The sequence below is a fragment of the Pseudoalteromonas neustonica genome (genome assembly GCF_001653135.1).
Classification (GTDB): domain Bacteria; phylum Pseudomonadota; class Gammaproteobacteria; order Enterobacterales; family Alteromonadaceae; genus Pseudoalteromonas; species Pseudoalteromonas neustonica.
In genome coordinates this window covers 1-19,554 of record NZ_BDDS01000003.1, presented here as the reverse complement: position 1 = coordinate 19,554, position 19,554 = coordinate 1, and the positions used below count along the sequence as shown (strand labels likewise).

Below are 19,554 nucleotides of genomic sequence, written 5' to 3'. Positions count from 1 at the left end.
GATGCAGGTACTGTGCTTTTTTTTAGCTAACGCCTCGCGTGACATTTTTGCTTTTTTGCGACGCTCTTTTAAATGCTCAGCAAAAGCCAGCTACACATCACCTTCGCTTAATAATAAATAATTAATGATAGAACCTCGCGAACTTGATTGGACATTACTGTGTCCATTTTTGGGTTGTAAAGTTAATGGTTGAATGCGAATTAACTAATATGATTTTTATTGATTGAGATCAACAAGGAAACCCAGCATAAAATGCATAATTTGCGGCTGCAAATTTATGCTAGAAGTACTAGAGGCTACAGAATGGCTTTATTAATTAACAACAAATGCATTAACTGCGACATGTGCGATCCAGAATGCCCTAACGAGGCCATTTACATGGGCGCTAAAATTTACCAAATAGACCCTGCAAAATGCACCGAATGCGTAGGCCACTACGACAAACCTACGTGCGTGAGTGTATGCCCAATTGACTGCATAAAGCCCGATCCTAATCACCGTGAAAGTATAGATGAGCTGGCAGAGAAATATGTGAGGTTAACGGGGTAGTTTATCGGTTGGTTTTTATGCTTAATGGGTTACGAAGCGAAAGTGGCGATACTGTCGCAATAATCAAACTGCTCGCATATTGCGTATTATTATCCGAATTTAGGCCGATAAATATCCCTTCATATATTTTTAATTAAGTCTCAATAATTCGCGCTCTTTACGGTATGATAACTCAATAATTTGTATTGATATTCTGGTCTGAGATAGCTATGGAAACCGCACCTAAAAAAACCGCCACAAAGCCCGCTACTAAAAAAGTTGCTAAAAAAACCACAAAACAAGCACAAGTCGGGTTTGAAGAATCGCTTTGGGATGCCGCCAATAAACTACGTGGCAGTGTTGAATCAGCCGAATATAAACACATTGTTTTAAGCTTAATCTTTCTTAAATTTATTAGTGATAAGTTTGAAGTACGTCAAAAAGCCATTATTGCCGAGTATGGTGATGAATACATCGATATGGTTGACTTTTACGCGATGGATAACGTGTTTTACCTACCAGAAGACGCTCGCTGGTCATACATTCAAGCCAACGCCAAGCAAGGCGATATCGCTGTAAAAATAGATACCGCCCTGCACGGCGTTGAAAAAAACAATAAATCACTCGCGGGCGCATTGCCCGATAACTACTTTTCACGCTTAGGGCTTGATGCAAGTAAGCTCTCAGCGTTAATCGATACCATTAATAATATCGACACCATCGCCAACCAAAACGAAAAAACAGAAGAAGACTTAGTTGGCCGTGTGTACGAATACTTTTTAGGTAAATTTGCCGCCTCTGAAGGCAAAGGCGGGGGCGAGTTCTATACGCCTAAGTCAATCGTTACACTCATTGCTGATATGATTGAACCATTCGAAGGTAAAATTTACGATCCCTGTTGTGGCTCGGGCGGTATGTTTGTGCAATCGCTTAAGTTTATTAATAGCCATAACGGTAACCAAAAAAATGTGTCTATTTATGGGCAAGAGTACACCAACACCACCTATAAATTGGCTAAAATGAACCTCGCCGTGCGTGGTATCTCGGGCAATTTGGGTGATGTAGCAGGCGATACCTTTTTTAAAGATCAACACCCTGACCTAAAAGCCGATTACATTATGGCAAACCCACCGTTTAACCAAAAACAGTGGCGCGCCGATAACGAACTAGTCGACGATGCCCGCTGGGCAGGCTACCCAACACCGCCTACCGGTAATGCCAACTATGCGTGGATCATGCACATGATCTCAAAACTCAGCGAACATGGCACCGCAGGCTTTGTACTGGCTAATGGCTCAATGAGTTCAAACACCAGTGGCGAGGGGGATATTCGCCAAAAAATAATCGAAAATGATTTAGTCGATTGTATGATAGCCCTACCAGGGCAGTTGTTTTACACCACGCAAATTCCGGTGTGTTTATGGTTTATAAGTAAAGACAAACGCGGTAATAACGAAAAATGCCTACTAAAGCGCCGCGATCGCCAAGGCGAAACGCTATTTATAGACGCCCGCGAAATGGGCACTATGGTTAACCGCACCTTAAAAGAACTCACCAACGACGACATAGCTAAAATTACCCAAACCTACCATATTTGGCGCGGCGAAGAGCTAACCACTGAAACTGCGAAGCCAGAAAGCGCAGATAAAGAGCAAAGCGCACAAAAAGAGCAAAGCGCAAACAAAGAGCAAGAATACGAAGATGTTGCCGGTTATTGTAAATCAGCCACCCTTGCCGATATAAAAGCCAACGACTACGTACTTACACCAGGGCGCTATGTAGGCGCGGCCGATATTATCGACGACGGTATCCCGTTCGAAACTAAAATGAGCGAACTTAGCCAAACCCTTTATAGCCAAATGAATCAAGCCGATGAACTTGATAACGCCATTCGTAAAAATTTGCAGGCCTTAGGCTATGGTGAAGAGCGTGATGGAGCAAAACGTAATGACTCATAGTGAAGAACAGCCATCGACTCAAAACGAGCTCTTATTAGTTGATATTCGCCGCATTGTTGAGCAAGCCCGTGGGCAAGTTAAACAAACTGTTAATACCGCCATGCTACAAGCGTATTGGCAAATAGGGCGCTTAATTGTAGAAGATGAGCAAGGCGGTGAAACACGCGCAGCCTACGGCAAAGCAACATTAAAACGTTTATCGCAGCAACTCAGCACAGACTATGGCAGAGGATTTGACATAACCAACCTGCGTAATATGCGCCGCTTTTATCTCGCCTTTGAAAAACGAGACGCAGTGCGTCTCGAATTAAGCTGGACGCATTATCGCGTGCTATTACGGGTTGATAGTTCAAGTGCGCGCAACTGGTATCGAGATGAAGCCATTTTACAAAATTGGTCGGCGCGTGCGTTAGAGCGCCAAATTGGTACGCTTTACTACGAGCGTTTACTCTCAAGTAAAAACAAACAACCCGTAGAGCAAGGTATTATAAATAACCTACAACCGTTCTTATTAGGGCTTGGTAAAGCGATCCTTAAAATCGTGGAAACGCAGAATTATGGAGAGCGATGCAATGGAAAATAAACATCCTTTATTGCATGAAATAGAACAAGGTGAAAGCAAAAGTTTAGAATTTAAAGTGCAATTACCAACCAGTAAAGAGTGGGTTAAAAGCATTATCTCGTTTGCCAACTCTGCGGGTGGAAAGTTGGTTATAGGCGTTTCTGATAATAGAACGCTTATAGGTTTGCAACATTTTGACCTATTTGAATTAATGGATAAAATTAGTTCAACAATGCATGAGCTGGTTGCGCCTACGCTATTACCTAATATATATATAGAGAATATTAACGGGGTTGAGTTATTAGTAATAGAAGTGCAGCGCGGAGCATTACTCCCTTATTATTTAAAGAGTAAAGGCAAAGAGCTGGGTTGTTATCAACGTATTGGTGCCACTAATCGCCTAGTCAGTCAGGCGCAAGTGATAGAGCTTGAACGCCAGCGTAACCATATTAGCTTTGACTCACTTATTAATTACGAAGTGGATTTATCAACCCTTGATTTAACGCCACTTCAACAGCGTTTTGCAGCGCATGGTAAACCATTAACGCCAGAAAAGTTATTAAGTTTAAAGCTGGTCAAAAACGATAATAATACGCTTTACCCCACACATGGCTTGTTAATCTTATTAGGCTTTTATGAGCATGTAGAAATAAAATGTAGCCGATTTAAAGGCACCACTATGTCTATCTTTTTAGATAAAAAAGAGTACACGGGTGATCTTTTTCAGCAAATAGAAAACGCAGAATTATTTATAAAAAACCATCTTCATTTACGCGCAGAGGTACTGGGGCTGCAACGCACCGATACCTTTGAAATCCCATTTCCAGCAATTCGAGAAGCATTACTCAATGCGGTAATGCATCGAGATTACAGCAATTTTGGACGAGATATAAAAATAGGTATTTACGATGATATTGTAAATATTGTATCGCCAGGCGGTTTACCAAATGGATTAACTATGCTTGATGCGTTAAAAGGTCGCTCTGAAATTCGCAATACGGTAATTGCAAGAGTATTTAAGGAGCTGGACTTAGTTGAGCAGTGGGGCAGCGGTATACAAAGAATAAAAGAGTATTGCACCAAGGCGAACATCGGTTTACCAGTGTTTTCTGAGTCAGGTGATTTTACCGATTGGGAGTTTCCAAGAAAAATACAAAGTAGTAATGAAGTATCAGTAGCGAGTGATGGAATAAATGATGGAATAAATGATGGAATAAATGATGGAATAAATGATGGAATAAATGATGGAATAAATGATGGAATAAATGATGGAATAAATGATGGAATAAATGATGGAATAAATCATAGTTCGGTTGTTCCTAAAAATATTCAGCCATTGTTAACGTGTATTAAGCACTCGCCTTCATTGTCTACAAAAGTATTCGCTAAACGGCTTAATGTGGGCACGGCGACGGTTGAACGTCATATTAAATGGTTAAAAGACCATAAGGTAATAAAACGGATTGGTTCAAACAAAGACGGATATTGGCAGGTGTTAAACAATGAAAAATCATAAATATAAACAACTCGCATTTAGCCAAACCCTTTATAGCCAAATGAGCCAAAGCGATGCGCTAGACAATGCTATTCGACAAAACTTAGAGGCACTGGGTTATGGAAAATAGTAACGCATTAGATAACCCCGCCATATTAATAGAAATTAAACAGGTTATCGAGCAAGCGCGTAAACAGGTTAAACAAACCGTTAATCACGCTATGGTGAACGCCTATTGGCAAATTGGACGGTTAATTGTTGAACAAGAGCAGCAAGGAGCAACACGAGCTGAATATGGAAAAACACAACTTGCGTTGCTCTCAACACAATTAACCGCACAATTTGGTAAGGGATATTCAAGTCGAAACTTACGCAATATGCGCAGTTTTTATTTAGCCTTTTCAAAATGGCAGACAGTGTCTGCCAAATTGAGTTGGTCGCATTATTCAACGCTTATCCGCATTGAAAATGAAAATGCCCGCTTATGGTATATGCATGAGGCCAGTCAACAAAACTGGAGTGTACGCGCGTTAGAACGCCAAATTGGTACGCTTTACTACGAGCGTTTACTCTCAAGTAAAAACAAACAACCCGTAGAGCAAGAAGCCCAACAAAACACACAAGTATTGGCAGAGTCCGCAAAAGACTACCTGCGCGATCCCTACATTTTAGATTTTTTAAACCTGCAAGACAAAAGCTATCAAGAGAACGACCTAGAGCAAGGCATTATAAATAACCTACAACAGTTTTTATTAGAGCTAGGTAAAGGCTTTGCTTTTGTAGAGCGCCAAAAACGCATTCGTTTTGATGATGAAGACTTTTATATCGACCTCGTTTTTTATAATTTTAAACTCAAGTGTTTTTTATTGCTCGACTTAAAAATTGGCAAACTCAAACACCAAGATATAGGCCAAATGGACACCTATATTCGCTTGTACGATGACTTACACACCAGCAGCGACGATAATCCTACTATTGGCCTTGTTTTATGCAGTGAAAAAAGCGAAGCCGTTGTAAAATACTCTGTACTGAGCGACCAAAAACAGCTGTTTGCTGCAAAATATTTAGCGCATCTACCGAGCGAAGAAGAATTACGCATAGAACTCCAAAAAGAGCGCGAACGTGTGCAAGCGCAATTGCTTAATCAGCAAGTTAAAGGCCAAGATGATGAATAAACAAATGGGGTGTGAAGTTTGTAGCCAAATCGGCGAAGCGCAAGCGCTTGATAAAACTATTCGTGAAAATGCGGAGGCGTTGGGATATGGATGCTAATTTACTTAGCTTGCCAAAACACTGGGAGATAAAAACTCTTGTTGAACTCACAGTTCAGAAGAATGTTTCTTACGGGATAGTGCAACCCGGTAAGCATGAAAATGACGGCATACCAATTATTAGAGTTAATAACTTTACTTCTTCTGGACTTGATGTTTCAAATGTAATGAAAGTTGCACCTAAACTTGCTAATAAATCACTTAAAACAAGCCTGAAAAAAAATGATTTATTGTTGACTTTAGTCGGTTCAACAGGGCTTACCTACATTGTGCCTAAAGAGTACGAAGGTTGGAATGTTGCTAGAGCTGTTGCTGTGATAAGAGGTGATAACACAGTAAGTGCTGGTTGGATAAAAATCTGTTTAGATTCCACTTTTACAAAATACTTTTTGGACTCACGAGCAAATACTACAGTCCAAAAAACTTTAAATCTATCAGATGTAAAACAGGTACCTATTCCCATACCGCTCGCGCATGAGAGAGCATTCATTGAGAAAAATATTGGCAACCTAAACGAAAAAATAGAACTCAATCAAAAAACCAACCAAACCTTAGAGCAAATGGCGCAGGCGTTATTTAAAAGCTGGTTTGTTGACTTTGATCCGGTGTTCGACAACCTACTTGCGAGCGTTGATTTTAAGTTAGAAAACCTTGAAACTAGTCTGCCTGGCGAGTTAATACTAAAAGCACAGCGCCGCTTAGCGGCACTGAACAGCTTAGAAAATGCGGCCGAATGCAAAGCGTCACTCAGTGCGCTTGCTCACGAGCTACAAGCACAGCTATCAACAAAAGAAGCAACACAAGCAGCAGTGCAAGTTTCAGAAAAAGCCGCTGAAACACCCGTTAAAGCAAACTTTAACGCCAACCCTCACATATTAGCGCAACACGCCAATACCCACGCCCACTTCCCCAATGAATTCGAACACAACGAACAACTAGGCTGGATACCAAAGGGGTGGGAAGTACTTCCTCTAGAGTCATTAATTATATTAATTGGTGGAGGCACACCTAAAACGAGTGTTGAAGAGTATTGGAACGGTGACATTCCTTGGTTTTCGGTAGTTGATGCACCTCAAGATAGCGATGTATTTGTTGTTGATACGGAAAAGCATGTTACGCAGTTAGGTGTAGATAAATCATCCACAAAAATACTTCGCGTCGGTACTACCATCATAAGCGCACGAGGAACCGTTGGGAAATGTGCATTTGTAGGTACACCTATGGCTATGAATCAGTCCTGTTATGGTATTAATGGCATTAATAATATATCGGATGAATTTATATACTACCTTACGAGGCACCAAGTTTCTGACCTACAGAAAAGAGGTCATGGATCAGTTTTTAATACTATAACTCGTGAAACGTTTAAATCTATTTTACTACCATTCTCAGGTGATAAACTGACTAAAGAATTTGGTAAAGCTGTAACCTCATTATTTGATAAAATATTAATGAACAATCGGCAAAACGCAGAGCTTATTAAACTCCGCGACACTTTACTACCCAAACTCATCTCTGGCGAATTACAAATACCTGATGTAGCCACCGATGAATAAATAGTAGATTAATAAACTTAGCTGAGCGTTTAAAGGCCACAAAAACAACAATAAGGATGTTTGATGAAATTTACTGAAGCCAAATTAGAACACGCGGTGGTTGAGCTATTAGGTGAGCAAGGCTACCCGCATTTATTGGGCGGGCAGCTCACCCGCAATAATAGTGACGTTTTAATTAAAGACGACCTCCGTGCTTTTTTAACCAAACGCTACGCTAACAATAATATGACCACCGGTGAAGTAGACTCAATTATTGCAAAGCTTGAAAAGCTGCCAGCCAGTGATTTATATGAGAGTAATAAAACCTTTTGTAAGTGGCTCAGTGATGGCTTTTTACTTAAACGGGAAGTACTTAAACGAGAAGTACTGAGTCGCGAGCGTGGCATGGTGGCAGGTAGTGCGGCGCAAAAGGATTTGTATATTCAGCTGCTTGACTACGACAACGTTGAGCAAGGTATTAAAAGCAGCCTAATAGCAGGCAGTGCTATGGCTGCTTTGGATAATATGGCTCTCGATAATGTAAATGAAGCCAGCGTTACTTACCTGCAAGACGACAACATTTACCGCTTTGTTACCCAGTTAGAAATAGAAAGCCCCACAAGCTACGACAATATTGAACTGCGCATTCCCGATGGCATTTTATATGTGAATGGCTTGCCGCTGGTGGTGTTTGAATTTAAAAGTGCGATACGCGAGCAAGCCCCTATATTTGAAGCGTATGAGCAGTTAACGGTGCGCTACAGACGCGCTATTCCGCAGTTATTTGTATTTAATACCTTGTGCGTTATAAGTGATGGCGTAAACAATAAAATGGGTAACTTATTTGCGCCTTATCAGTTTTTTTACTCGTGGGGCAAAGTAACGGGGCAAGAGCTAACCGCGCAAGAGGGTATTAACTCGTTACATACCTTATTGCAGGGCTTGTTTGATAAAGCGCGCTTGCGCGATGTAATGCGCAACTTTGTGTTTTTTCCTGATTCTAGTAATAAAAACGCGGGCAAAAAAGAGATAAAAATAGTACCGCGTTACCCGCAATATTATGCGGCTAATAAATTGTTCGAAAATATAAAACGGCATTTAAAGCCACAAGGTGATGGTAAAGGTGGTACGTACTTTGGCGCAACGGGGTGTGGTAAAAGTTACACCATGCAATTTTTAACACGCTTATTAATGAAAAGCGTTGAACTTAAAAGCCCCACCATTATTTTAATTACCGACCGCACCGATTTAGACGATCAACTCTCCCAGCAGTTTGGTAATGCTAAAACCTACATTGGCGACGACACAGTTAAAACAGTCACCAGCCGTACTCACTTACGAGAGTTACTAGCTGGGCGTAACAGTGGCGGTGTATTTTTAACTACTATTCATAAGTTCACCGAAGACACTCAGTTATTAACTGATCGCACTAACGTTATTTGTATTTCTGATGAGGCGCATCGCAGCCAAGTTAATCTTGATCAAAAAATTACTATTACCGACAAAGGCCCTAATGCCGGAGTGAGAAAAACCTTTGGTTTTGCTAAATACCTGCACGACTCACTGCCCAATGCCACCTATGTTGGTTTTACCGGCACGCCAGTCGACGCGACTTTAGATGTGTTTGGTGAAGTGGTTGACTCGTACACTATGACTGAGTCGGTTAAAGATGAAATAACCGTGCGCATAGTTTACGAAGGCCGCGCGGCTAAGGTGTGTTTAAACAACAGTAAGCTGGCCGAAATTGAAGCCTATTACAAAGAATGCGCCGATGCTGGCAGTAACGAGCTGCAAATAGAAGACAGTAAAAAAGCCACCGCCAACATGAATAGCATTCTAGGTGACCCAGACCGTATTAAAGTGTTAGCAAAAGATTTTGTACAGCACTACGAAAAACGTGTTGAAGAATGCTCAACAGTTGCAGGTAAGGCAATGTTTGTGTGCAGCTCGCGTGGCATTGCTTATCAGTTGTATCAAGAATTAGAAGAATTACGCCCAGATTGGTTTGATGTAGTCGACTCTTTAAACGAGCAGGATAACGCGCAAAATTTATCGGATACCGAGCGAAAGCGTGCTATTAGCGAAGGCCGTATTGCAGCCCCTTCTGAAAAAGTAAAAATGGTGATGACCCGTGGTAAAGACGACGTCGCACGCTTGTATAATTTACTCGGCAGTAAAGACGAGCGTAAAGAGCTTGATAAGCAATTTAAAAACAAACATTCAAACTTTAAAATAGCCATAGTGGTAGACATGTGGCTAACCGGTTTTGACGTGCCATTTTTAGATACCATGTACATAGATAAACCACTACAAAAGCACAGCTTAATACAAACTATTTCGCGCGTTAACCGCCAGTTTGAAGGCAAAGATAAAGGCTTGGTAGTCGATTACATTGGTATTAAATCTGAAATGAATAAAGCGTTAGCGCAGTATTCAAAAACAGACGAAACCAACTTTGAAGACATTACCGCGTCGGTTATAGAAGTAAAAAACCACCTAGCATTACTTGCCGAGTTATTTCATAAATTTGACAGCAGCCCTTACTTTACAGGCGAAGCAGTTACGCAGCTAAATAGTTTAAACCACGCAGCCGAGTTTGCGCTTATTACCGAAAAGCGCCGAAAACGCTTTATGGATTTAGTTAAGCGTTTAAAAGCCGCTTACGATGTATGTTGTGGTAGTGAAAAAATTAACGAAAACGAGCGTAACCACATTCACTTTTACCTCGCTATTCGCTCTATTATTTACAAGCTAACCAAAGGCGAAGCGCCCGATACCGCGCAAATGAACGCCAAAGTACGCGAAATGATAGCCGAAGCCCTACAAAGCGACGGCGTAGAAGAAGTATTTAAACTCGGTAATGAAGACGGCGGCGAAATCGACATTTTTAATGACGACTACATCGCCAAAATAGAAAAAATAAAACTCCCCAATACCAAAATTAAAATACTGCAACAAATGTTAGCCAAAGCCATTGGCGAGCTTAAAAGAGTAAACCAAACCCAAGGCATCGACTTTACTAAACGCTTTGAATCGCTAGTTCAACGCTACAACGAGCGAAAAGAAGATGACGTACTGGTAAGCAGCGTACTAGATGACTTTTCAGAAAGCATGGTTGATATGATTTACAGCGTACGCGACGAAATGAACGCCGGCGACGAGCTAGGCATTGATATTGAAGAAAAAGGCTTTTACGATGCATTAAAAGCACTTGCCGTTAAATACGACTTTGACTACCCCGAAGATAAGCTCATTGAGCTTGCCCAAGCGGTAAAAGTAATCGTAGACGACAAGGTGAAATTTGTAGATTGGAACCACCGCGAAGACATTAAATCATCCCTAAGAGTAGAGCTTATTTTAATACTGGCTAAATTTAAGTACCCACCAATCAGCCGCGATGAAGTGTACAAAGAAATATTTGAGCAAGCGCAGAGCGTGAAAGCGAATAAAGAGGGGGAAAACAGTCGATGATTCGTTTGTTTTGCTGACTGAGTTTGCAAGATTTCGGTTGAGTGCTTTTTATTTACTTTAATAAAATAACGGCCTAAGAAGGTTTACATGACAATAATAAACTGGGGTCTACTTGGCCCTGATAAACTTGAATCTGAACGACGTACTCGCACCTTGGGTCTTGCAGTTGCTGTACGTGCATTTAATGACTTGGCAGTACCTAATTTAGGTGGGGTAAAATTTAGTAAAAATGTTTTTTTAGCCTGTTTGGGCATTCATGTGGCTGAAAAAGTAAGATTAGAAGGTAAGCAGGTAAGTAACATACAAGTTGCAAATGCAATTGAAGCGCTCGGCTGTATTTTGTCGTTTGAAAAAAATAATTGGCAGTCTGATGAAAGGTTAAGGGGAAACTCCAAGTTAGCAGGTGCAAAAGATTTATCATATAAAGTAGTTGGCGCTAACAATTATTATGTAACACAGCCTATGCGTATGGCTACTGTGCAATTATTACCAGGGCTTGGGTTAGTTGAATCACAAGGAGAGCGATTTAATAGCTATAGTTTGAACGACAATGGATTGAAGTTAGTTATTGCCGGCTGCGCTGATTTTAAATGTCATAACAGTAGTATTGTTAATTTTTTAGTTAAGTGGGTGCTAGGTAATCATAGAAGCCCTAGAGTAAGTGGTTTAATAAAGGCGCTAGCGCCTATTTATAGTTTAGCGGCAGACGCTAAAGCCATTTTAAAAGATCGTTTGGTTTCTGGTAATGATGAGTCTGCACTTCGAAGAAGAAATGCATTAACGTGGGTTAGTAATATAAATACAAACCCATGTATAAATTGGCGAAAACCATCAGAATTAACAGACTTACATTTTAAAGACATAAAAAGCGGAGCTTACTTTTTCATACTCAGAGATAGTGTGATGATGTTATTAGACGCTATTGAAACCGCAGTTGCTAATGAAAAGTCGGGGAGTTTAGATTTACGTAAAGGCACTCCTTTAGATTTGCAAAACGCATTAACCAGAGTGAAGTCGGCAGCAACTAGTTTTGTTAATTTAAGCCATGATCCTACGCCTGATAAATTAGCGCTGAGTTTTGCACGTGAATGCTTACAAAGTCAGGATGAATTAATTATTTTAAGTGTTGTTGAAAGAGATAATTTAGTACTTAAAGTAAGAGATAAAGCTGTTATTAAAGGATCTGCTTTTGGTGGCGAGCAGCAAGAAGCTAACGACGCTGGCGAAACAGAAAGCTTGTTTCCAAAAGGCGTTTCATTTCGTTTTTGGAACTTGTATTTACTGAATATTGACTTCGATGGGCAGCTTGATATGTGGCTAAATAAAAAGGAGAAAGCAGATGAGTAATCCATTACCACTTTCTTTATCGGCTTATTTTGTGCCACCGACAGATTGTATTGGTGAATTTGGCTTGTTGACTGGATATTCGGCAGATACTCACTTTTTTAATGATGCACTTGATAAGTTTACGCAAACAATTAAATCACAAAGAGCCTATGAAGGAAGTGGTTATTTAGCCATGATGTTAGACCCAAACCATCACCAGATATCTGCGGTTGACTGCCCTGGGTTGGTTCATTTAGCAGCTAAATCTAATACAGAAAAAAAGTTTAGATTGTTACATGCAAAAGTAGCGTTATTACTATTTAAAAATAAGCTAACAGAGCAAAAAATTATTAGGGTTATTGTGTCTACGGGGAATTGGACACGCCAAACAATAGAAGACAGTTTAGATATGGTTTGGTCGATTGATTATGAAGTAGCCTATAGTGATAATCATCAAGTGCAAACTGATATTGCCAAGGTGAATGATTTTATCAATCACACTTTAACTTTTTTTAATATCGATATATTAAATAGCGTAAGAATAGAAAATAAAGCAACAGCAACAGCAATAGCAACAGCGACAGCGTTAAGGTTTAAACACTATCAACATGTTTTAGGTGAAATTAAGCCAGTAAAAAATGTACAACCTCGCTTTTTTGATAATACAAAGCAAGCACTCATTACACAGTTACCACATTTAATAAAAACACATAGTAATAATACAAAGTGCAATTATTTAGCCCTTGGTTCTGGTTTTTATGAAGGTGGAGATAATAAGAGCAAAGTGCCAAAAGTGATTTCTGAGATTGAAAAAGTATTACAGCAGGCTGGTCTCTTAACTAAAACAGCTGAAAAAGATATTTATGTCAACCCTGATAATTGTCAACTAGTCGCTCAAACTTTAGATATATTAAATACAAATGATTGGTCAGTTAGGTCTGCTTACGATGCTGTTTATCAAAGTAAAAATTATCGAAGATCATTGCATGCAAAGTTTATATTTTCAGCCAAAAATGGAAGTGACGATATCTGCAAAAGATCATGGTTGTATTTAGGGTCAGGAAATTTAACAACGCCTGGCTTTTTAAGTAAAGCAAGTTTGCATGGCGGCAACCTAGAAGCGGGAGTTGTGTTTTCTCCAAAAGAATTGAGTTGGTATGGCGAAGATGACTCAGCTAATTGTATTAGTGATAAATTGCCTATTAATTGGGATGAAGAAACTATTATTACAGATGCTACGCAGTTGTGCTCAGGGAAAGGGATGCCAGAACTCGACGGTGAATTTGTAGCTGCACCGATAAGTTATTTTACTATTTGTAGCTTAACTAAGACAGGTTGCTTATTACGACCTAATACTGATGATACAAAAAGCTATCAAGTTTGGTACGCTGAAAATTACGCGTGTGAGTGTAAAGGTGAAAATATAATTTGGCCCGATAATACTCCGAGGCAAGTGAAAGTTACGTGGAATATCAAAGATGAGACGCACAGCATTTATATACCTGTATTCGATGAGTTTGGACGAATGGCAGCAACCGCTTTGCCTGAGTTAGAGATAGATGACGCATGGAACTTGCTAGGCGCATTCCCTACTTTGCCCGCAGAGGACGGTTTCGATGGCGAGGTGCTAGATGAAAGTCATTCAGTGGCATTAAATTGTCAGCAAGAGGCATCAGGTTCTAATTATTATATAAATAAAATGATGTTATTGATTGAACATGTAGCACAAAAACAAACAGAACTAGATCCATTCAACTGGGAACAGTGGTGTTATCGTTTAGAGCAAATATTTTGTCAAATGAGTAAGTCAGCAGCAATCTTTTACTTTAAAGAAATTAATATTAATCCATTGTCCCCTTTATGGGCAGCCCCTTTTAGACCTCTTTTTGCAGAAGACTCAAGTACTGAGCAAGGTCGTTTATATGAGTCATTATTAAGAAAAATTGAACATAGTTTGGAATTGAATCAGTTAATAACGCTTGGAGGCAAAGGTGAGTAATTTTTTAGGTTGGGAAAAGGTTGCTAAAATAATAAAAGATACTCTCGCATTCAATGAGCGTCTGAACTCAACCCAAAAAGAAAGTGTAAATGCGATATTAAATAGGATAGCTAACACAGGAGTAATTATTGCTGATGAAGTTGGCATGGGTAAAACACGAATAGCAGTTGAGCTTATCCATGCTGTTAAACAAGCAGGTGGTCGTACAGCCATTATTGTGCCCACAACATTAGGATTCCAATGGCAAAAAGAGCTTAATGATCGCGAAGCAGATTTAGCGCCACAGCACACAGTAAATAGTCTCTGGCGTTTTATGTCTGCTTGGGCTGATGGTGATAAGCAAGAGCATTGGGATAAACAGTCGGTTATTTTATTATCTCAAAATTTTGCGAATTGGCGCATTGGTGGTAATTCTCATTCAAGTCGTTGGGCACTGCTACCAGAAGTGTATGCACAGTGGCGAAAAGCTAAAAATAACAGGTTACCTAATGGTTACAATAGCCATGAAGACCTAAAATATATGGATGCTGAATATTGCGCACGTAGAATAGTTGAACAAACATATTACTTATCGAATAGTGATCCTAGAAAGAAAATTTTATATTGCATCATTGAAAACTTTGAATGGGGTGTAAATTCATTTGGCGGGGATAATTTTTCTGCTGGAAGTGAATACCGAAATTTGTTGGAAAAAACGGTAGGTTTAGGACTCGGTTCATTTGACTTAGTTGTTATAGATGAAGCACATAAAAGTCGAGGTGAAAGCAGTAGCTTAAGCCGAATTTTGAATGAAATTATTATTCAAAATGATAATGGTCGCCGGTTAGCTATGACGGCTACACCTGTTGAGTTAAATGTTGAGCAATGGCAACAAATGCTCAATAGAATAGAGTTATCCGAATCTGATCAGCAGCCTATTTTAAAGAGTGTTGATAACTATGCTAAAGCTGTCGCTAAACTCAAGTTATATTGGAAGGTTGATGAGCAATCTCGGTTGAGTTTTCAGCGGGCCGCTAGAGCGTTTGAGAATTCGTTGAAACCTTATTTATTAAGAAGAGATAAGCGACAAGACCCAACAATTCAACAATTTCACTCTGTTTCAAATTTACCAATTAATGCATATAGGAAGCATACCCAGGTAGAAATTAAAGTAGAAGAACTATCAGAGCAGTGGAAGCAAATAGTGTGCTCTGTTGAAGGGCTATCTGCTGCTTCAATTATGCAAGATGCGACTTCAAAAAGAGCACGACTTACACTAGCTAATGGTCACGGGATTGCTGCAATTATAGATAACTCAGCTTATTCATCTCATGAAGATGAAGATGACGAGCTAGAAAATGATTTGAACAATGATGATAGTAAAAAGCTTCAACGGGCTCACTGGTGGAAAAAACAGATTACTGAGGTATATGCAAGTGGAGATGAATCGTTATATCAACATCCTGCATTATTAAAAGTTATTTCAGAAATTGAAAATAATTTAATGTTGGGTCAAAAAGCATTAGTGTTTGGTAAGTTGACCAAGCCTATGAGGATATTAGTTAATTTATTAAATGCAAGAGAAATGCTACGCAGGCTAGATAAAAAAGAGTTTTGGCCTCAAACTAAAGTTCATATCAGTGATAAAGAAAATGATGACTCTGAAGTGCATGCGGCCAAATTTGCGTCAAAGCAACTTGGTTTAAATTGGAGTATTGATGAAATAAATGATCGTTTAAAACGTCAATATGAAAAGCATGCTAATCAAGTTGATCAAACTAAACAACACCTGATTGAAAATATTGAACACTCAATCTCTTTATTGGATACACGTTGTGAACAGCTCTTCAAAGCATTTAAAAAATCTGTTGAACAAGCCTGCTCAGAGGAACATGCTGTTCTTACCTTTATGACGCGTGCTATTTATGAGCTATCAGATTCAAGCGATTTTAATTTAACATCTGAAGAGGTTGCTCAGGGTTTTATTGATCTAATGGGTGCAGTCACAGCAGAGAATGAAGGTGATGCCGATGGTGATGGTCAATTAGATGAAAAAGAAGCAAGCAAGCTTTGGCCCTGTATAGAAGCAAGGGTAAAAGAAGAGTATGAACATGTTAGAGGTGGCATGGCGCGCTTAATGTATGGGAATACATCAGCGGCAAGTCGTCGCATGTTACAGCTGGGTTTTAATCGTAAGAACAGTTTTCCTTATGTGTTAGTTGCACAGTCAGTAGTTGGAAGAGAAGGGTTAAATTTACATCAAGCTTGTCGGTTCGTATATTTATTACACCCAGAGTGGAATCCTGGCGTTGTTGAGCAACAAATAGGTCGTGTTGATAGGCTCGGATCTCGTTGGGAGAAAGAGTTTTATGAGCAACAAGACCAAGGGGGAGAGCTTCCGTTTATTGAAATTAAGCAGGTTATATTTAAGGGAACTTATGACGAATATAATTGGCAGGTATTGCATGCACGCTGGGATCAACTTCGCTCACAATTACATGGAGTTGTCATCCCTATAAGTGAACGAGATGATGCGTTTTCACATTATTATGATGAATTATGCTCAGCTGCACCGGATTTTACTCCTTGATATAAAAGTTTATTAATGAATTCACATCGTCATTTATTTATTCTCGAGCTTGTGCCAATGGGGCCAAGCTCTATCTCGACACAACAATTACAACAGCAGTTAATTGAACGTGGCTTTGACCTTTCAACCCGCATGCTCCAACGTGACCTGCAATCACTTTACGATCAAGGTTGCTTCGGTCTTGAAAAAGACACGCGGAGTAAACCGTATGGCTGGTCTATCAATGCGCAGTGGCGCGGTGTTAACGAAAAAGTAATGAGCAGCGAAGTGGCTGAACATTATTTGTTGTTGGAGCAGTTATTACCGCAATCTGTCCCCAGTGATGTTAAGCAGTCAGTGCATATTAAAGCAGAGCAGGCGCTTAAGCGTTTTAATGGCCATGTGCCCAACTGGCTTGCAACCCTGCTAAAACCTCCTTTAAAAGTGAATGTTGATACTCAGTTAGTTGCGCAAATTGAACATGCAATTAAGCATAAGCGTGCTGTTAGTGCTGAGTTATATAGGGTGCTTTACGATGAGGCGCATTGGTTAAAATTTGCTGAATTAAGCTTTTATAACTTAGTTGAGCAAGGCGGCGTTTTAATGGCGCAGTTTATGGTGGGGTCGCTTCACGATAAATGCTATCAAATGCCGATTTATCGCATTCGCAATGTTCATATCCTGCAAAAAACACGACGTGAGCCAAGCATTGAGCAACTAAAGTCATTACGTAGCGCGATTAATAAAGGTATGAAGCAAGAGGCTATTGAGTTAGTTGTGGCAGTACCCAGCCACTCGGCAGTTAATCAAGGTTTTATTGAACTTGGTGAGCTGACTGACAAACAATATATTGACGATAAAAATGTATTACTCACCTATCAAACGATTGATACAGAACAACTCACCAATGAGCTATTTAAATGTGCTCATTGGCTTGAAGTTATAAAACCTGAGCAAATCAGGAAAAGAATCATCACAAAACTTAAAGCGGCTGCTAGTAACTATCAATAACTCTAATTAGTTGGATGCGTCAATTTTTGACGCACCGGTTTGTTATGCTCCTTTAAAAGTTAAGGAGTAGTTATGTTTCAATTAATTGAGCAGCAAGATGGTTTATCTATTGGTGTATTTGGCATTGGAGGTTGTGGCTGTAATACGTTAAATAGTATTTATGAGCAGCGCGAGAGTAAACAAGCAAAGTTATTTAGTGTTAATACCGATAAAGTAGTGCTCGAACATACCCAAAGTGATGATGCCGTGCTGATTGGCGCTGAACTGACACATGGTTATGGTGCTGGCGCCGATCCTGAGGTTGGTTTACAAGCGGCGCAAGAAAGCAAAGATCAACTGTTAACATTAATAAATAGCTGCGATATTTTATTGTGCGCAACAGGGCTAGGTGGTGGTACTGGTACCGGCGCCAGTCCTTATATCGCAGAGCTTGCTCGTGAACAAAATAAGCCTGTGATATTTGTTGCAACACTGCCTTTTAGCAGTGAAGGGCAGTTTAGATCACATGTTGCACAAACCGGGTTGAACGCCTTAAAAGAGCATGCAAATGCAGTGATCACTTTACCTAATGATCAGCTGATTCAGGTGTTAGGGGATGACGTTGATTTATTTGATGCATTTAAACACAGCAACCAAATATTACACTCACTTATCAAATCATTGATTGATATGCTGTGCTATCAAGGTTTGATTAACGTTGATTTAAATGACTTTGCGAAAATTATGGATTGCAAAGGTGATGCTGTTTTAGGTGTGGGTAAATGTGATCTTGAGGATGAATTCCCTAACGCACTTGATGACGCGCTCAATAATCCGTTAGTGAACCAAGTGGATATGTCATCCAGTTCGGGTGTTATTGTGCAAGTAAACTGTAAAGACGAGATCTCATTAGGAAGTTATAATCTCATTACCGACACGGTTCGCCAACAAGTAAGCCCTAATGCGCTAGTGATCTGTGGTGTATCTAAAATTGAGAGCTTAGCAACTAATTATGAGCTGTTGATCATCGCAACCGGTGCAAGCGCTAAGATGATTGTTGAACCTTTCAATAATGCGCCTAGTAGCGAAGTCGAACAGTCGCCAGCTGCAAGAGTTAAACCTCAAGCTTCTGATATTTTTGACATACCAGCGTTTATACGTAACCAAGCTCCAGCACCATCTGGAAAATAACTATTATTATATAGCTTAAAGTGTTGTTAGTTATTGCTTTCAGAGTCTGAAAACATTTTTCAGTGAGATACCTATGAACGTATATTTAGATGATGAAAGAGAAACACCAGCCGGTTGGTTACGAGCCTATTGGCCTGATGAAGTGATTGCATTTTTGAAGAGCGGAAAAGTAAAACAGCTCAGCCTTGATCATGATTTAGGTAATGATAACAAAGGCACTGGCTATGACGTTTTACTTTGGATTGAGCGGGCAGTGTTTATTGATGGCTTTGTACCACCAACAATAGCCGTTCATTCAGCCAATAGCTCAGCACGAATTAAAATGGAATGCGCAATTGCACAAATTAATTTACTGGCTAGGCATTAATACTGAATGAGACTAAAAATGAGTCACGTTCTAAAGTGATCGCCACTGAGCGAAAAGTATCGGATATTTTTGATACCCCTGCTTTTAGAAGAAATCAATCTGCACCACCTAGTAAAGCCCTTTATAGGTTTTGTAATCAAAGACAAAGTTGTATAGCAATATGTAAGCACTACTCTAATATTTGCACATAGGTTGGATCTTAAGAAACTTGAAGTTGAACTCTGTTAATGATCAAATAGTTACGCCAATAAAAAAATGACTAAAAACAGAGTTCACATGCAGATTAACCAAGTTTCAAATCAATTAAAAGCCC

General features: G+C 39.7%; 14 protein-coding genes. All 14 read left to right on the top strand.

Annotation, left to right across the window (positions count from 1 at the left end; translation table 11 throughout):
- Positions 1-303: 303 nt before the first annotated feature.
- Entirely contained in the window at positions 304-549 is a 246-nt protein-coding gene (locus A7967_RS05950; protein ID WP_064435580.1) for a YfhL family 4Fe-4S dicluster ferredoxin, read from the top strand.
- 209 nt (positions 550-758) lie between these two features.
- A complete protein-coding gene (locus A7967_RS05945; protein ID WP_064435509.1) occupies positions 759-2,486 on the top strand; it encodes a type I restriction-modification system subunit M in 1,728 nt (575 codons plus the stop codon).
- On the top strand, positions 2,461-3,069 hold the full coding sequence (locus tag A7967_RS05940) for a DUF1016 N-terminal domain-containing protein (RefSeq protein ID WP_244507093.1): 609 nt from the start codon (positions 2,461-2,463) through the stop codon (positions 3,067-3,069). The genes A7967_RS05945 and A7967_RS05940 overlap by 26 nt, the downstream gene beginning before the upstream one ends.
- Positions 3,059-4,564, top strand: a complete 1,506-nt coding sequence (locus tag A7967_RS05935; RefSeq protein WP_064435508.1) for an ATP-binding protein — start codon at positions 3,059-3,061, stop codon at positions 4,562-4,564. The genes A7967_RS05940 and A7967_RS05935 overlap by 11 nt, the downstream gene beginning before the upstream one ends.
- The gene (locus A7967_RS23545; RefSeq protein WP_280138096.1) at positions 4,551-4,673 is read left to right on the top strand and encodes a hypothetical protein; all 123 of its coding nucleotides are present in this window, start codon (positions 4,551-4,553) and stop codon (positions 4,671-4,673) included. The genes A7967_RS05935 and A7967_RS23545 overlap by 14 nt, the downstream gene beginning before the upstream one ends.
- Entirely contained in the window at positions 4,663-5,718 is a 1,056-nt protein-coding gene (locus A7967_RS05930) for a PDDEXK nuclease domain-containing protein (RefSeq protein WP_064435507.1), read from the top strand. The genes A7967_RS23545 and A7967_RS05930 overlap by 11 nt, the downstream gene beginning before the upstream one ends.
- Positions 5,719-5,804: 86 nt before the next feature.
- Positions 5,805-7,370 carry a restriction endonuclease subunit S gene (locus A7967_RS23175; protein ID WP_064435506.1) on the top strand — a complete coding sequence of 522 codons (1,566 nt, stop codon included), beginning with the start codon at positions 5,805-5,807 and terminating at the stop codon, positions 7,368-7,370.
- A gap of 63 nt (positions 7,371-7,433) precedes the next feature.
- Positions 7,434-10,820 (top strand): type I restriction endonuclease subunit R, encoded by a 3,387-nt coding sequence (locus A7967_RS05920; protein WP_064435505.1) that lies wholly within the window; start codon positions 7,434-7,436, stop codon positions 10,818-10,820.
- A gap of 87 nt (positions 10,821-10,907) precedes the next feature.
- Positions 10,908-12,167 carry a hypothetical protein gene (locus tag A7967_RS05915; RefSeq protein ID WP_054452316.1) on the top strand — a complete coding sequence of 420 codons (1,260 nt, stop codon included), beginning with the start codon at positions 10,908-10,910 and terminating at the stop codon, positions 12,165-12,167.
- Complete coding sequence (locus tag A7967_RS05910) at positions 12,160-14,145, top strand: phospholipase D-like domain-containing protein (protein WP_064435504.1); 1,986 nt, start codon at positions 12,160-12,162, stop codon at positions 14,143-14,145. The genes A7967_RS05915 and A7967_RS05910 overlap by 8 nt, the downstream gene beginning before the upstream one ends.
- Positions 14,138-16,714 (top strand): DEAD/DEAH box helicase, encoded by a 2,577-nt coding sequence (locus A7967_RS05905; protein ID WP_064435503.1) that lies wholly within the window; start codon positions 14,138-14,140, stop codon positions 16,712-16,714. Before A7967_RS05910 ends, A7967_RS05905 begins: the two co-directional genes overlap by 8 nt.
- 15 nt (positions 16,715-16,729) lie before the next feature.
- Complete coding sequence (locus A7967_RS05900) at positions 16,730-17,704, top strand: helix-turn-helix transcriptional regulator (RefSeq protein WP_082916316.1); 975 nt, start codon at positions 16,730-16,732, stop codon at positions 17,702-17,704.
- Between the two features lie 72 nt (positions 17,705-17,776).
- The gene (locus A7967_RS05895; protein WP_054452310.1) at positions 17,777-18,874 is read left to right on the top strand and encodes a cell division protein FtsZ; all 1,098 of its coding nucleotides are present in this window, start codon (positions 17,777-17,779) and stop codon (positions 18,872-18,874) included.
- 73 nt (positions 18,875-18,947) lie between these two features.
- Positions 18,948-19,241 (top strand): cyclic-phosphate processing receiver domain-containing protein, encoded by a 294-nt coding sequence (locus A7967_RS05890; protein WP_054452308.1) that lies wholly within the window; start codon positions 18,948-18,950, stop codon positions 19,239-19,241.
- The last annotated feature ends 313 nt before the right edge of the window (positions 19,242-19,554 follow it).